Origin of the sequence: Vibrio sp. B1FIG11 (assembly GCF_905175335.1) — a bacterium.
Lineage (GTDB): Bacteria > Pseudomonadota > Gammaproteobacteria > Enterobacterales > Vibrionaceae > Vibrio > Vibrio campbellii.
The window spans coordinates 3,271,862-3,288,189 of record NZ_HG992751.1 but is presented as its reverse complement, the minus strand read 5'-3'; the positions used below and the strand labels follow the sequence as shown (position 1 = coordinate 3,288,189).

Below are 16,328 nucleotides of genomic sequence, written 5' to 3'. Positions count from 1 at the left end.
TCGAGATCAATAATGATCACGGCGAATCATAACTAGGAAGGAACACGATTGTGTCTAAAGAAAAATTTGAACGTGTAAAACCGCACGTAAACGTTGGTACTATCGGCCACGTTGACCACGGTAAAACTACTCTAACTGCAGCTATCTGTACAACACTTGCTAAAGTATACGGCGGTGCTGCTCGTGACTTCGCATCTATCGATAACGCTCCAGAAGAGCGTGAGCGCGGTATCACAATCGCTACTTCTCACGTAGAGTACGACACTCCAACTCGCCACTACGCGCACGTTGACTGTCCAGGACACGCGGATTACGTTAAAAACATGATCACTGGTGCTGCACAGATGGACGGCGGTATTCTTGTAGTTGCTGCTACAGATGGCCCAATGCCACAAACTCGTGAGCACATCCTACTAGGCCGTCAGGTTGGTATCCCATACATCATCGTATTCATGAACAAATGTGACATGGTTGACGATGAAGAGCTACTAGAACTAGTAGAAATGGAAGTTCGTGAACTTCTATCTGAGTACGATTTCCCAGGTGATGACCTACCAGTTATCCAAGGTTCTGCACTAGGCGCACTAAACGGCGAAGAGCAGTGGGAAGCTAAGATTGTTGAACTAGCAGAAGCGCTAGATTCATACATCCCTGAGCCAGAGCGTGCAGTAGATATGCCATTCCTAATGCCTATCGAAGACGTATTCTCAATCCAAGGTCGTGGTACAGTAGTAACTGGCCGTATCGAACGTGGTATCCTAAACGTAGGTGACGAAGTTGCTATCGTTGGTATCAAAGACACTACTACTACTACATGTACTGGTGTTGAAATGTTCCGTAAGCTTCTTGACGAAGGCCGCGCTGGTGAGAACGTTGGTGCACTTCTACGTGGTACTAAGCGTGATGAAGTTGAACGTGGTCAAGTACTAGCTAAGCCTGGTTCAATCACTCCACACACTAAGTTCGAGTCAGAAGTATACGTACTGTCTAAAGATGAAGGTGGTCGTCACACTCCATTCTTCAAAGGCTACCGTCCACAGTTCTACTTCCGTACAACTGACGTAACTGGTGACATCTCTCTACCAGAAGGCGTAGAAATGGTAATGCCAGGCGACAACATCCAAATGCAAGTTGAGCTAATCGCTCCAATCGCTATGGACGAAGGTCTACGTTTCGCTATCCGTGAAGGTGGCCGTACTGTAGGTGCTGGTGTTGTTGCTAAGATCTTCGACTAATTCTTACTGAATTAATCGTAATCTTGCACTCTTCTTCTTTTTGAAGAAAGCGCTAGAAAAAGGGAAGCTAAGGCTTCCCTTTTTTATATCTGCAATTCTTCCCTCCAATATGGTTATAAGCCAATCTTTCTTTGTCATATTTTTTGTTTTTGAAAAACATAACCTTAGCTCTACTCAATTTTCCCCTAGTTTCTAGCTGTCTGCTAAGTCATTGAAAGCCTCTAAAACGGCTGAAATCGTTATAACAAAACGTTCTGTTATTCCCTTTAATACAACTAGTAACAAGAACGATTCTTGTTTATATTTCTTCCCAAAGTGAAATTTAAAGGTTGTGAGTATGTACGTTTGTCTTTGCCATGGTGTCTCTGACAAGAAGATTAGGAAGTTGGCGATAGATGAAGGCGTATCAGACATCAAAGGGATCAAACGATGCACAGCGTTGGGCAGTCAGTGCGGTAAGTGCATCAAGCAAGCTAAAGAAATTTTAGCGGAAACAGAATACCTAACACTGAAACAAGCTAGCTAATTATTCGCTAAGCCTTTTTGACACCTTCTCATTTGCTTCTACATTTAAATGAAGCCAAAGAGGAGGGCTTTGTCATGAAAGGCGATCCAATCATAATCCAACATCTCAATAAAGTGCTCGGCAACGAGCTCGTCGCTATCAATCAATATTTCCTGCACGCTCGTATGTACAAAGACTGGGGTTTAAAGCACCTCGCTGACAAGGAGTACCACGAGTCGATCGATGAAATGAAGCACGCTGACCACCTGATCGAACGTATCTTGTTTTTGGAAGGTCTGCCTAACTTACAAGATCTTGGTAAGTTGATGATTGGGGAAGATACCAAAGAAATGATCGAATGTGATTTGAAGCTCGAAATGGCAGCCATCCCAGATCTAAAAGATGCCATCGCTTATGCGGAAGATATTCGTGATTATGTTTCGCGTGACCTTTTTCAAGATATTCTTGAGGACGAAGAAGAACATGTTGATTGGCTTGAGACGCAATTGGGCTTGATCGAAATGTCTGGTATCGAAAATTACTTACAAGCGCAGTATGTCGACGAAGAGTAGGATTATATTTCGCTGTTTTCTCGTCGAAAGAAAGTGATTAAAAGTGCACCTGATCTGTCTATCAGGTGCTAATCGCAGATATCTGGTCTTATCTCTTACATTATTACCTTTTTTAAGGATATCGCTCGCAATCTTACCTATGAAGATTGACTTCTATCCTTTAGAATTTATTCCCCCTTACCGAAAAAATAACAAAAGAGAAACGATCCATGTCTGAAGACAATCGCCAAGAAGTCACCCCAGAAGAAGAACGCCGCCAACAAGCATTGGACTACCATGCGTACCCAACCCCAGGAAAAATTGCAGTAGAACTGACTAAGCCAGCAGAGACAGCAAATGATCTTGCATTGGCATACAGCCCTGGTGTTGCAGAGCCTGTACGTGAAATCGCGCAGAACGCTGATAACGTGTACAAGTACACGGCGAAAGGCAACATGGTTGCGGTTATTTCTAACGGCACGGCGATTCTTGGTCTTGGTAACCTTGGGCCACTAGCATCTAAACCAGTAATGGAAGGTAAAGCGCTGTTGTTCAAACGCTTTGCTGGTCTAGATTCAATTGATATCGAAGTAAAACACCGCACGATCGACGAATTTGTCGACACAGTAGCCAACATTGCTGACACTTTCGGTGGTATTAACCTAGAAGATATCAAGGCACCAGATTGTTTTGAGATTGAAAAGCGTCTTATCGAACGCTGTGACGTACCTGTATTCCACGATGACCAACACGGTACTGCAATCGTAACCGCTGCGGGTATGTTGAACGCAATCGAGCTGCAAGGTAAGAAGCTAGAAGAATCAACCATCGTTTGTCTTGGTGCGGGTGCTGCGGCCGTGGCATGTATGGAGCTGTTGATCAAATGTGGCGCAATGCGTGAGAAGATCTACATGCTGGATCGTAAAGGGGTGATCCATACACGTCGTGACGACCTAAACGAATACAAACAACTATTCGCAAACAACACAGATAAGCGTACGCTAGAAGATGTGATTGAAGGTGCGGATTTGTTCTTGGGCGTATCGGGTCCAAACCTACTACCTGCAGAAGCATTGAAGCTAATGGCAGACAAGCCAGTTGTGTTCGCATGTTCAAACCCAGATCCAGAAATCAAACCTGAACTGGCTCATGAAGTGCGTGATGACTTGATCATGGGTACAGGTCGTAGTGATTACCCGAACCAAGTAAACAACGTATTGTGTTTCCCATTCATCTTCCGTGGTGCGTTGGACGTTCGTGCAAGCGAAATCAACGATGAGATGAAGCTAGCGGCAGTTGATGCGATTCGTGAACTAGCGAAAGAGCCAGTACCAGAAGCGGTATTGAAAGCAGCTGGCGTAGATAAACTAGAGTTTGGCTCTGACTACATCATTCCAAAACCAATGGACCCACGTCTACTACCACGTGTCGCAAAAGCGGTTGCTCAAGCTGCGGTTGATTCAGGTGTGGCACGTATTGAAATGCCAGAAAACTACATGGCTGAGTAAGCCAGAGTCTTTTCTGACGACAAACAAAAAGGGACGCGATGGCGTCCCTTTTTAGTTTGGTCGAAGCTACCCCCGGTGCAGCTTTACAATGTTGACGAATTTGTAAGCAATTATTCTTCGTCAAACGCTTCGAATTCGATGCCCATTGCCGTCATCAGCGCTTTTGCTTCTGTAGGAATATCATCTGGACGGTCTTTACGAAGGTCTTCGTCAGTTGGCAGTGGTTGACCTGTGTAAGCGTGTAGGAACGCTTCACATAGTAGTTCACTGTTAGTCGCATGGCGTAAGTTGTTGATCTGGCGGCGAGTTCGCTCATCAGTCAGCACTTTTAAAACTTTTAGCGGGATAGAGACGGTAATCTTTTTTACTTGTTCGCTTTTTTTACCGTGCTCAGCATACGGGCTAATGTATTCGCCATTCCAGTCAGCCATTGCGCACCTTCATTAATGTAATAAGTTAGAAAAATAAATATAGGTGCTGATTTTAGCTGCATTTACCGCCATAAGCAAAGACATATAGACGTCTAGAAGTGTTGACGTCTTATTTTTAGACAAGTAAAGTGAGGTTAATAGTTAGGGAAGCGTATTAATCAATTGAACAATACAAGCTAGATATAGCGCATTCCCATTTAGATGTCACCACCCGTGAAAGGATACACTCATGAGCACCCGTAAGCCTGCAACCATTGCTGTACGCACTGGTATCGAGTCAGACAGTCAATACCACGCTGTTGTACCACCAATCTACCTTTCGACTAACTATGGCTTCCCAGCGTTTGGTGAAGTCCCACAATATGATTACACCCGTTCTGGTAACCCTAACCGAGGTTTGCTCGAGCAAGCGTTGTATGAGCTTGAATCAGGCAAAGGTGCGGTTGTCACTAACTGTGGTACATCAGCACTAAACCTTTGGGTATCGGCGTTTCTTGGTCCTGATGACTTAATTGTTGCGCCACACGATTGTTACGGCGGTACCTATCGTCTCTTCAATACTCGTGCGAACAAGGGTGATTTTAAAGTGCAGTTTGTCGATCAGTCGGATCAGCAAGCTTTGGATGCGGCGATTGCGAAAAAGCCAAAGCTTATCTTGCTAGAAACACCGTCAAACCCGCTTGTGCGCGTGGTCGATATTGCCGCTGTGTGTGAAAAGGCAAAACAAGTCGGCGCACTGGTTGCCGTGGACAATACCTTTTTGACACCTGTGTACCAAAAGCCTTTGGAGCTAGGTGCGGATTTTGTTATCCACTCAACGACGAAATACATTAATGGTCACTCAGATGTAATTGGTGGCGTGGTGATCACCAAGACTGAAGAGCATGCTGAAGAACTGGCATGGTGGGGTAACTGCATTGGTGCAACGGGTACGCCATTCGACAGCTACATGACACTTCGAGGAATTCGTACGTTGGGTGCACGAATGCGAGTTCACGAAGAAAGCTCTCAGCAAGTGTTAGCGTATTTGCAAACGCAATCTTTGGTGGCGAAGATCTATCATCCAAGTTTGCCAGAGCATCCAGGTCATGACATCGCGAAGAAGCAACAGTCGGGCTTTGGTTCTATGCTGAGCTTTGAGTTTGCTGGCTCATTTGATCAGCTAAAAGTGTTTGTTAAAGAACTTGAACTCTTTTCTCTTGCAGAATCGCTAGGTGGCGTAGAAAGCTTGATTTGCCACCCAGCTTCAATGACGCATCGTGCGATGGGTGAAGAAGCACTGGCTGAAGCAGGTGTCTCTCAACAGTTACTGCGTTTATCTGTTGGCTTAGAAGATGCGCAAGATCTGATTGCCGATCTTGAGCAAGCATTCGCGAAAGCAGCACAGTAATTGGGAGAGGAAGGTCATGAGTGTACAACGTCAGCTGCATAAATTTGGCGGCAGCAGCTTAGCGAACCCCGAGTGCTACCAGCGCGTGGTAACTATTCTTAAAGAGTATTCGGCAGAAAATGACTTGGTGGTGGTCTCTGCGGCAGGGAAAACCACCAACCGCTTGATCGAGTTTTTAGAAGGCTTAGATAAAGATGGCCGCATTGCCCATGAAGCCTTGCAGAGCTTGCGACAGTTCCAAACTGAATTGGTAGAAGCTTTACTAGAAGGTGAAGTACAAGCGCAACTGCTTGCTTCTCTTCAAGATGAATTCAGTACCTTGGCAGAGTTAACAGCGCCACTAACCGAAACACAAAAAGCAGCGGTTTTAGGTCATGGCGAAGTATGGTCTTCACGCTTACTGGCTGCGCTGTTATCACAGCAGGATCTGCCAGCGGTAGCGCAAGATTCACGCGTGTTTCTGCGTGCGGAAGCTGGCACACAGCCAGAGGTTGATCGTGCTCGTTCATATGTATTGATCAAAGAAGCGTTGGCTCAACACAGCCATAAACGCGTCATCATTACTGGCTTTATGGCGCAAAACGAAGCGGGTGAGACAGTATTGCTTGGACGCAATGGTTCAGACTACTCAGCAACCGTTATTGGTGCTTTAGCTGAAGTTAATTCGGTGACCATCTGGAGTGACGTGGCTGGCGTTTACAGCGCAGATCCTCGTTTGGTATCGGATGCTTGCCTGCTCCCTCTACTGCGCTTGGATGAAGCGAGTGAGCTGGCTCGTCTTGCTGCGCCGGTGTTACACAGTCGTACACTTCAGCCTGTGGCTCAAAGCGCGATGGATTTGAACCTAAAATGCAGCTACCAGCCAGAGTCTGGCTCAACACGAATCGAACGTGTATTGGCATCCGGCCGCGGTGCAAAAATCATTACCTCTCTTGATGAAGTGCTATTAGTGCAGCTGTCTTTTATCCATGGTCACGATTTTGAGCGAGCGCAGAAAGAAGTTCTGCAGGCGCTAAAACGTGCTCAATTGGAGCCTTTAGCATTCGAAGCACAAGAAGATCAGCAGACCTTACGTTTAGCCTATACCGCAGAGATTGCTGGCGGCGCATTAACCTATCTGCAAGAGTTGGCCGTTGAAGCGGAAATCAAACTGAAAGAGGGCTATTCATTACTGGCTGCAGTCGGTGCCGGCGTGACGAAAAATGCGAATCACTGCTTTGGATTTTACCAGCAATTGAAACACGCTCCGGTGGAGTTTATTTCAGAGACGGAATCTGGCTTGAGTTTGGTCGCCGTGTTGCGTCGTGCTGAAGTCGAAGAGCTAGTACAAAGTATTCATAGCCAATTGTTTCAAGCGCAAAAGCGCGTAGCGGTGGCTTTGTGTGGTAAAGGCAACATTGGGTCAAGTTGGTTATCACTGTTCGCAGAGCAAAAAGAAGAGCTCGAAAAACGTCACGGTATGAGCTTTGACTTGGTAGCGGTTGTCGACAGCCAAACGTACTGGTTTGATGAAAACGGTATTGATGCCGCGACGGTTGCTCAGCGTTTTGATGATGAAAGTACAGAGAATGATGGCAACTGGCTGACGAAGCTTGGTGCGATACAAAACTTTGATGAAGCCGTGGTACTGGATGTTACGGCAAGTAAAGAGCTGGCGACACGTTATGTGGAAATCGCACAGCAAGGCATTCACCTAATTTCGGCGAACAAAGTAGCAGGTTCGGCGGACAGTCAGTACTACCATCAAGTACAAGACGCGTTTGCTAAAATTGGCCGCCATTGGTTGTACAATGCGACCGTTGGTGCAGGGCTACCAATCAACCATACCGTTCGAGATTTGCGTGAAAGTGGTGATGATATCGTCGCACTATCAGGCATCTTCTCAGGTACGTTATCGTGGTTATTCCAACAGTTTGACGGTTCGGTACCTTTTGCTGAGCTTGTTGATTTAGCATGGCAACAAGGCTTGACTGAGCCTGACCCTCGTTCTGACCTTGATGGTTCTGATGTGATGCGTAAGCTGGTCATCTTAGCTCGAGAATCTGGTTTGGATATTGAACCAGAGAACGTGAAAGTAGAGTCGCTGGTGCCAGCAGAATTGCGAGACTTGAGCCTAGACGCGTTCTTCGACCAAGGAGATATTCTCAGCGAGATTCTTCAAGAACGTTTGACCAAGGCGCAGAGAAACGACCAAGTGCTGCGTTATGTGGCTCGTCTAGAGCGTAATGGCAAAGCCACAGTAGGCGTTGAAGCGTTATCACGTGAACATGCTCTAGCGAATTTGCTGCCATGTGACAATATCTTCGCCATTGAGAGTAAATGGTACAAAGACAATCCACTAGTGATTCGTGGGCCAGGTGCAGGACGTGAAGTAACCGCAGGGGCCATTCAATCAGACCTGAATCGCTTGGCTGGTTTGTTCTGATCTGACCAAACCCATTTTTGCGAACGACAACAAAACCTCGGAGCGTTTCCGGGGTTTTTTATTATTTGGATAATGCCATACTGAATCGGAAAGCGAGGCTAAGGATAAGCCGCCAAGCAACTTGAACTATCCTCATTATGAACTTGAGAAAAATTCATAATCACAAGGTTGACATTAAATCGTATTCAATACATTCTGTAGACATATAGACGTCTAAACGTCGATTTGAGGAATTTTGATTTCGTGGTGGAGTTGCCACAGGGAGAGTAAGATGGGATACACGCATGCAGGGCACATCGATGCCTTAAACCAGAATATCGCTGAACTATCAGACAATATCAACGTCTCATTCGAGTTTTTTCCGCCAAGCAGTGAGAAGATGGAAGAAACGCTGTGGAACTCAGTGCATCGTCTTAAAACTCTTCAACCAAAATTCGTTTCTGTTACGTACGGTGCCAACTCAGGTGAACGTGATAGAACTCACTCGATCATTAAAGAAATCAAAGCGGCGACGGGTCTTGTGGCTGCGCCTCACCTAACCTGTATTGATGCAACTCGTGATGAGCTGATCGACATTGCAGATGATTACTGGAATAACGGTATCAAGAACATCGTTGCTCTACGTGGTGATATTCCACCGGGTGGCGGCGCGCCAGATATGTATGCGTCGGACTTGGTTGAGCTGCTTAAAGCACGCCATGATTTCGATATCTCTGTAGCGGCATTTCCAGAAGTACACCCAGAGGCGAAAAGTGCGCAATCGGATCTACTGAATCTAAAGCGTAAAGTCGACGCAGGTGCAAACCGCGCGATTACTCAGTTCTTCTTTGATGTGGAGTCTTACCTGCGTTTCCGTGACCGCTGTGTAGCTGCTGGAATCGACGTAGAAATCGTTCCGGGTATCTTACCTGTTTCGAACTTCAAGCAAGCTTCTCGCTTTGCGGCACAGAACAATGTGAAAGTGCCAGGTTGGATGAGCAAGCAGTTTGAAGGCTTGGATGATGATCCAGTGACGCGTCAGCTGGTCGGTGCAAGCCAAGCGATTGATATGGTGCGTGTACTAAGCCGTGAAGGTGTGAAAGATTTCCACTTTTACACCCTGAATCGTGCGGAAATGACCTATGCGCTATGCCACACTCTAGGTGTTCGTCCACAAGTTGCAGTCGGTGCTTAATATACTTCCCCCAGATAGACAAAAGGCTTGCCCAACGGCAAGCCTTTTTCGTTTCATTTAAAGTGACGAATTAGCCGATCACTTCAAGTTCTGTTAGCACTTCTTCTGCCCAGTTAATCCACGCTTCACGTAGCATTAGGTTACGACGAAGTGTTAGACGCTCTAGACGTGCTTGCTTGTCTAGCGTTGATGGCGTTGCGTAGTACGCAGCTTCGATTTCTTTGTAGTGAGCAACTAGTTTACGAGACTCTTCTACAAGCTCAGACAGCTGGTCACGGAACGGCGCTGCAGGTTGCACGGCACAAGCCATAAGCTTCGCTGAGAATTCGTCACGTACAGTTGGGTGTGCAGTTGGCTGATCAAACCACTCGCCCAATGCGCTACGGCCTGCGTCAGTGATTGAGTAAACCTTACGGTCTGGCTTGCCTTCTTGAGGTTCTAATACGCAAGTAACCAGCTCTTTCTCAGCCATTTTATTAAGTTCACGATAAACTTGTTGGTGGCTTGCTTTCCAGAAGTAACCGATGCTAGCTGAGAATTCTTTAGTGATGTCGTAACCGGTAGCGTCGCGAGTGCTAAGTACAGTTAGAATTACGTGTGGTAATGACATGTCTTCAATCCAAATGGTCAATAAACTTGTAAACAAGCTATCTACACTTTCATTTGCGTTCTTCATGACGCTTAAGTTTTTTAATGTGTAGATAGCACCAACAATGTTGGTCCTGTCACCTTAAAGCCGTTTATCACCTAGAGTTGATGGATGTTTCCATCGAGCTGGAGCTTATTTGATTGGATTTGTGAGCTTCCAGCAGGGAAGTAGTATATAAATAATAAGCATGAAGTGGAATAGTAGGACAAAATTACCCAAAAAAACTAATAAAATACTCAATAGTGTTTTTGTGTAGTGAATTATTTTGTTTGATGGGGACTTTTTGTTTTCTGTGTGGATTAATAAGCTGGTTGCGTATTGTCCAAATAGTAGAAGTGGTTGGCGGATAATAATAAAGGCTGAGCTTTCGCTCAGCCTTTTGGTTCTTTCTACGTAGCTTAGTTAGCCAGTGTTACGCATACCTGCTGCGATACCAGCAATCGTCACCATCAATGCTTCTTCTAAGTTTGCAGAAGCTTCTTCTGTTTGACGAGTACGGTACAGCAATTCTGCTTGAAGCATGTTCAATGGCTCAACGTAGATGTTACGTAGGCGAATGGATTCTAGGCCCCAAGGATCGCTTTGCATCAGGTTCTCGTTGTTCTCTACATTCAGTACTGACTTAATATCACGCTGAAGTTGCTCACGTAGACGATCACCCAGCGGCTGAAGCGACTCATCAACCAAGCGCTGATCATAGTAACGAGAGATATCCATGTTGCACTTGGTGTACACCATCTCAAGCATACCTAAGCGAGTTGAGAAGAATGGCCATTCACGACACATTTCTTCCAGTAGCGCCTGATGACCTTTGTCTACAGAGTACTGAATGGCCTCACCTGCGCCTAACCATGCTGGCAGAACCAAACGGTTTTGGCTCCAAGAGAAGATCCATGGAATTGCACGCAAACTTTCTACACCACCATTCGGGTTACGCTTCGCTGGGCGTGAACCTAGAGGCAGTTTACCTAGCTCAAGCTCTGGTGTTGCTTGGCGGAAGTAAGGCACGAAGTCTGGTTCGCCACGAACGACACTACGGTAGGATTCACAGCTCACTTCCGACAGCACGTCCATCAGGTCGCGCCACTCTTGCTTAGGCTCTGGTGGTGGCAGTAGGTTTGCTTCAAGGATTGCACTTGCGTACAGGTTGAAGCTGTTAACGGCAACATCAGGTAGACCCAGCTTAAAGCGGATCATCTCACCTTGCTCTGTTACGCGCAGACCGCCTTTCAGACTCTTAGGTGGCTGAGACAATAGTGCAGCGTGTGCTGGCGCGCCACCACGACCAATCGTACCGCCACGCCCGTGGAACAGTGTGAGTTCAACGCCTTCTTCTTCTGCAACCTTAACCAGTGAGTCCATCGCGTGGTATTGCGCCCAACCTGCTGACATTACACCTGCATCTTTTGCAGAGTCAGAGTAGCCGATCATCACCATTTGGTGGTTCTGGATAAAGCCACGGTATAGGTCGATGCCCATCAGCTGTTTGATAACCGCTTCCGCGTTGTTCAAGTCGTCCAGCGTTTCGAACAGTGGACATACGTCCATGCGGTAAGGGCAACCTGCTTCTTGCAGCAGTAGGTGCACGGCAAGTACGTCAGAAGCGGTACGTGCCATTGAGATAACGTAAGCACCAAACGCTTCACGAGGTTGTGCGGCAACAATCTTACAGGTATCCAACACCTCTTTAACGGGTTCTGATGGCTCCCAGTCACGAGGTAGAAGAGGGCGCTTAGACGCAAGTTCGTTGGTTAGGAAAGCGATCTTGTCTTGCTCGCTCCACTGCTCATAGTCACCAATGCCAAGGTAACGAGTCAATTCAGAAAGCACGTCAGCATGACGAGTACTTTCTTGACGAATATCGAGGCGAACTAGGTGGATACCGAAGGCTTTAACGCGGCGCAGCGTATCCAGCAGTGAGCCGTTGGCAATCACGCCCATGCCACATTCGTTTAGCGACTGGTAACACGCGTAAAGTGGTTCCCAAAGTTGTTCTACTTTTTGCAGAGGTGCTTTGACTGCCAGCTTCTGGCCGTGAACTTTCGCGTCGAGAATATCTTTGGTTTCGTTCAGTAGTGAACGTAGCTGTTTTAGGATCGCACGGTATGGTTCGTGTTGATCTTCACCTGCAAGCTCACGAACTTTGTCGTTGCACACTGTCATAGACAGTTCGCTGATCAGCTCGTTGATGTCGTTAAGGTACAGATCTGCCGCTTTCCAACGAGACAGAAGCAGTACTTCACGAGTCACACTGTGGGTCACAAATGGGTTACCGTCGCGGTCACCGCCCATCCAAGATGAGAAGTGCACAGGGCGAGCATCAATTGGTAGACCTTCGCCAAGGTAAGATTTTAGGCGGTCGTTCATTTCACGTAAGAAGTCAGGTACGGCTTCCCATAGTGAGTTTTCGACTACGGCAAAGCCCCACTTGGCTTCATCAAGCGGCGTAGGTCGCTGCTGGCGAATAACGTCAGAGTGCCAGCTTTGAACGATCAGCTGCTCAAGGCGACGTTCAGTTTTTTTACGCTCTTTGAAAGAGAGATCGCTCAGCTCTAGCTTAGATAGGCACTCGTTGATCTTCACCAGTTTGTTGATCATGGTGCGACGAGTGATTTCGGTCGGGTGCGCAGTGAGAACTAATTCAATGTTCAGGTCACGAACCGCTTGTGCCGTGTCTAGCTTGCTCACATCATTTTGCACCAGTTTTGAGAACAGCGAGTTAATTGCGTCAGGTTCGCAGATATGCTCTTCACAGTGGCGTGAAATGGTGTGGTATTGCTCAGCAATATTGGTCAGGTTTAGAAATTGGTTGAACGCGCGAGTAACGGGCGTCAATTGCTCATCTGGCAGGCTTTTAATTTCTTCTATTAAGCTTTCTCTGTCAGCGCTATTTCCAGCTTGAGCCGATTTGGATAATTTACGAATGGTTTCCACTTTCTCGAAGATTTCTTCGCCATGAGCATCACGAATCGTGTTGCCCAGAAGGTGGCCCAACATGCGCACATTACTTTTGAGTGCGGCGTATTTCTCGTTCATTGTCATCCTGCCTCGTAAAAAAACTACATCCATTGTCCTTGTTAAGACTCCAATCTAGCGAAAATAACCAGTTCTAGTCAAATAAAGCAGAGTAAGTTTGCAATTATTCCGCTGCTGACCTGATTTAGAGCAAAATTAGGCCAGCTTCTCTCGGTAGAAGTGAAAATTAATTACAAAATAGCCGCTTAAAGAAGGATATAGCGTGCTAGAAGAAGAGAATCGAAGATAACAAAATGCAGCTCAATTGAGCTGCATTGTCAGGAAAGTACAGAATGCGACTAACAACAATATTTCACCATCGCACGTGACAGCACATCGATGGTTGGGTCAATAAAGTCGAAAGAAAGGAATTCATCTGGCTGGTGGGCTTGGTCAATAGAACCAGGGCCGAGAACTAAGGTTGGGCACAACTGCTGTAGGAATGGTGCTTCAGTACAGTAGTTAACGGTCTCCGAACTGGTTTGGCAGATCTCTTCAACACCACCAATAAATGGGTGGTCATGTTGGCATTCGTAACCCGGAATTGGCTCGTGCAGCGGAATAATTTCTAATCGCCCTGGCCATTTCGCTTCGACTTCTTTTAATGCACCACGCAGCATGTTCTCTAAACCATCAAGGCTGATACCAGGAAGAGGACGCACGTCATAATGCAGTTCACAGCAACCGCAAATCCGGTTTGCGCTGTCACCGCCATGGATATGACCAAGGTTTAGGGTAGGGCTTGGAATGGCAAAACCCGGATGGTGATACTCTTTAACCAGTTTGTCGCGCAGTTGCATCATGGCAAACATGACCTCATGCATGATTTCAATGGCATTGACGCCGAGCGCAGGATCCGATGAGTGACCAGATTTACCGGTTACGCGAATAGCATTTGCTACGTGCCCTTTGTGACCACGAATGGGTACTAGGCTGGTGGGCTCACCAATGATGCAGTAATCCGGCTTAAAAGGCGCATTCTCAGTAAAATGACGCGCACCTAGCATAGTGGTTTCTTCATCACAGGTTGCCAACACATAAAGCGGCTTGGTCTGCTTACTCCAGTCGACTTTCTTTACCGCTTCATAAATAAAGGCAAAGAAGCCTTTCATATCCGCCGTACCCAAACCATAAAAGCGGTTGTTTTTCTCGGTCAGCTTATGCGGATCAAAACTCCAGCGCCCTTCATCAAATGGCACGGTATCGCTGTGACCTGCCAGAAGAAGACCGCCTTCACCTTCGCCCATACGTGCGATCATATTGTGTTTGCCTGGTTCCACTTCGATCACTTCAACGCTGAAGCCAAGATCTTTAAACCAAGAAGCTAGCTTCTCGATCACTTTAGCATTGCCTTGATCCCAGCTTGGATCGGTTGAGCTGATCGAAGAGGTACTGATCAGTCCTTCATAGACCTCTAGAAAACTTGGTAATTGCATGGATTCTTCAATTCTCCTATTGACAGACAGAGTACAAAAATGTAAAACACATATTAAATCATATTTAATGAATAAAAAATCAAAATAAAGCAAAAATTAAATATGAATAGTCATTTTGAGCCTTAAGTATATGGATGTCATGTAATGCTAAAAACCACGATTATCGGAGCCAGCGGCTACACCGGCGCAGAGTTGGCTTTAATGGTCAACAAACACCCTGAACTCACGCTATCAGGTTTATACGTTTCCGCCAATAGCGTAGATGCAGGAAAGAATATTGCTCAATTGCACGGCAAGTTAGCGGGTGTGATTGATATGCCAGTTTCACCACTTACTGACCCTGAGCAAGTCGCTCAAGTGTCTGATGTGGTCTTTCTGGCCACAGCACATGAAGTAAGCCACGACTTGGCTCCTATCTTTTTAGAGGCGGGATGTCAGGTATTCGATTTATCGGGTGCATTCCGTGTGAAAAGCGAAGGCTTCTACAACACCTTTTATGGCTTCGAACATCAATATAACAACTGGTTAGATAAAGCAGCATACGGCTTAGCGGAGTGGAACCAAGAATCAATAAAAACCACGCCTTTGATTGCAGTAGCAGGTTGCTACCCAACCGCTTCACAGCTTGCAATCAGACCTTTATTAGAACACGCATTACTGGATACCAACCAATGGCCAGTGATTAATGCAACCAGTGGTGTATCTGGCGCAGGGCGTAAAGCTTCCATGGTTAACAGCTTCTGCGAAGTGAGCTTGCAACCTTACGGTGTGTTTAACCATCGTCACCAACCAGAGATTGCTCAGCACTTGGGTTGCGATGTGATTTTTACTCCACACCTAGGCAACTTTAAGCGCGGCATTCTTGCCACGATCACTATGAAACTGTCGCAAGGCGTGACGGAAGCACAAGTGGCACAAGCGTTTGAACAAGCTTATCAAGGCAAGCCAGTGGTTCGCCTTAAAGGTGACGGTATTCCACGTATTCAGGATGTCGAAAATACCCCTTTCTGTGATATCGGCTGGAAGGTACAAGGCGAACACATCATTGTGATTTCGGCAATCGACAACCTACTTAAAGGTGCATCGAGTCAAGCGATGCAATGTCTCAATATTCATTACGGTTACCCAGAACTGACAGCGTTGCTGTAGTCGTTGAAAGAGGGAAATGCGATGACGCAAACCAATCAAGCTCCTTTAGTCATTAAGCTCGGTGGTGCAGCTCTATCTTGCACTCAAACCTTAAGCCAACTGTTTGGTGCCATTGCGGCTTACCAAAAGTCGGCACAGCGACAAATCGCCATCGTTCATGGCGGTGGCTACCTAGTTGATGAGTTGATGGCAAAGCTTCAGCTTGAAACCGTAAAGAAAAACGGTCTTCGTGTGACGCCTTATGAGCAAATTCCTGTGATTGCAGGCGCGCTTGCAGGTACCGCAAACAAGTTGCTTCAAGGTCAAGCGATTGCAGATGGTCTGAATGCGGTGGGTCTTAGCCTCGCTGATGGTGGGTTATGTCATGTTGAAGAGCTTGACCCAGAGTTAGGCGCTGTAGGTAAAGCATCACCAGGTGATTCAACCCTTTTACAAGCGGTGCTAAACGCAGGTGCACTGCCGATCATCAGCTCAATTGGTTTGACTGAAAAAGGTCAGATGATGAATGTGAACGCTGACCAAGCTGCGGTTGCCGTGGCCGGTGCGTTAGATGCGGAGTTAGTGCTTCTGTCTGATGTTAGCGGTGTACTCGATGGTAAAGGGCATTTGATCAAAACGCTATCTGAGCAAGAAGCCGATGCATTGATCAACGGGCAAGTGATCACCGACGGCATGATCGTCAAAGTTAAAGCAGCTTTGGAGGCCGCCAATGATCTTGGTCGTCCTATCGAAGTCGCGACATGGCGTTACCCAGAGAAACTGACCCAGCTATTCGCGGGTGAAAGTATTGGAACGCAGTTTCTGCCGCAATAAAGCAGAAGCAAAACAGTTAAAGAATTCAACATTAGGAAGTGGTTGGC

Annotated in this window: 13 protein-coding genes; 9 read left to right on the top strand and 4 right to left on the bottom strand. The window is 46.6% G+C overall.

Annotated features, from left to right (window positions below):
- The first annotated feature begins 50 nt into the window (after nucleotides 1–50).
- From tuf to KHO06_RS15200, 4 genes are all read left to right on the top strand, one after another.
- Entirely contained in the window at nucleotides 51–1,235 is a 1,185-nt protein-coding gene (gene tuf, locus KHO06_RS15215; RefSeq protein WP_005438393.1) for an elongation factor Tu, read from the top strand.
- 337 nt (nucleotides 1,236–1,572) lie between these two features.
- A complete protein-coding gene (locus KHO06_RS15210) occupies nucleotides 1,573–1,761 on the top strand; it encodes a bacterioferritin-associated ferredoxin (protein WP_005432737.1) in 189 nt (62 codons plus the stop codon).
- A 74-nt stretch (nucleotides 1,762–1,835) separates the two neighbouring features.
- Entirely contained in the window at nucleotides 1,836–2,312 is a 477-nt protein-coding gene (bfr, locus tag KHO06_RS15205) for a bacterioferritin (protein ID WP_005432738.1), read from the top strand.
- A 209-nt stretch (nucleotides 2,313–2,521) separates the two neighbouring features.
- Nucleotides 2,522–3,799: a malic enzyme-like NAD(P)-binding protein gene (locus tag KHO06_RS15200; protein ID WP_005451474.1), complete on the top strand. Its 1,278-nt coding sequence runs from the start codon at nucleotides 2,522–2,524 to the stop codon at nucleotides 3,797–3,799.
- A gap of 110 nt (nucleotides 3,800–3,909) precedes the next feature.
- Here KHO06_RS15200 and metJ read toward each other — a convergent pair whose 3' ends face one another.
- A complete protein-coding gene (gene metJ / locus KHO06_RS15195; protein WP_005432736.1) occupies nucleotides 3,910–4,230 on the bottom strand; it encodes a met regulon transcriptional regulator MetJ in 321 nt (106 codons plus the stop codon).
- Between the two features lie 229 nt (nucleotides 4,231–4,459).
- On the opposite strand from metJ, the gene KHO06_RS15190 reads away from it, so the two are divergent.
- The 3 genes from KHO06_RS15190 to metF all read left to right on the top strand — a co-directional run bounded on the left by KHO06_RS15190 (nucleotide 4,460) and on the right by metF (nucleotide 9,219).
- Nucleotides 4,460–5,620, top strand: a complete 1,161-nt coding sequence (locus KHO06_RS15190) for an O-succinylhomoserine (thiol)-lyase (RefSeq protein WP_005432739.1) — start codon at nucleotides 4,460–4,462, stop codon at nucleotides 5,618–5,620.
- 16 nt (nucleotides 5,621–5,636) lie between these two features.
- Entirely contained in the window at nucleotides 5,637–8,045 is a 2,409-nt protein-coding gene (locus tag KHO06_RS15185; RefSeq protein ID WP_050919549.1) for a bifunctional aspartate kinase/homoserine dehydrogenase II, read from the top strand.
- 271 nt (nucleotides 8,046–8,316) lie between these two features.
- On the top strand, nucleotides 8,317–9,219 hold the full coding sequence (metF, locus tag KHO06_RS15180) for a methylenetetrahydrofolate reductase (RefSeq protein ID WP_005432740.1): 903 nt from the start codon (nucleotides 8,317–8,319) through the stop codon (nucleotides 9,217–9,219).
- A 70-nt stretch (nucleotides 9,220–9,289) separates the two neighbouring features.
- Here metF and KHO06_RS15175 read toward each other — a convergent pair whose 3' ends face one another.
- The 3 genes from KHO06_RS15175 to argE all read right to left on the bottom strand — a co-directional run bounded on the left by KHO06_RS15175 (nucleotide 9,290) and on the right by argE (nucleotide 14,319).
- Nucleotides 9,290–9,829, bottom strand: a complete 540-nt coding sequence (locus KHO06_RS15175; RefSeq protein ID WP_005532739.1) for a PadR family transcriptional regulator — start codon at nucleotides 9,827–9,829, stop codon at nucleotides 9,290–9,292.
- Between the two features lie 441 nt (nucleotides 9,830–10,270).
- Nucleotides 10,271–12,904 carry a phosphoenolpyruvate carboxylase gene (gene ppc / locus KHO06_RS15170; RefSeq protein ID WP_045401547.1) on the bottom strand — a complete coding sequence of 878 codons (2,634 nt, stop codon included), beginning with the start codon at nucleotides 12,902–12,904 and terminating at the stop codon, nucleotides 10,271–10,273.
- Between the two features lie 278 nt (nucleotides 12,905–13,182).
- Nucleotides 13,183–14,319 carry an acetylornithine deacetylase gene (gene argE / locus KHO06_RS15165; protein WP_045401544.1) on the bottom strand — a complete coding sequence of 379 codons (1,137 nt, stop codon included), beginning with the start codon at nucleotides 14,317–14,319 and terminating at the stop codon, nucleotides 13,183–13,185.
- Between the two features lie 144 nt (nucleotides 14,320–14,463).
- Here argE and argC point away from each other — a divergent pair, with 144 nt between their 5' ends.
- On the top strand, nucleotides 14,464–15,468 hold the full coding sequence (gene argC / locus KHO06_RS15160) for an N-acetyl-gamma-glutamyl-phosphate reductase (protein WP_212581830.1): 1,005 nt from the start codon (nucleotides 14,464–14,466) through the stop codon (nucleotides 15,466–15,468).
- Between the two features lie 21 nt (nucleotides 15,469–15,489).
- Nucleotides 15,490–16,281 (top strand): acetylglutamate kinase, encoded by a 792-nt coding sequence (argB, locus tag KHO06_RS15155; protein ID WP_212581829.1) that lies wholly within the window; start codon nucleotides 15,490–15,492, stop codon nucleotides 16,279–16,281.
- Nucleotides 16,282–16,328: the final 47 nt, after the last annotated feature.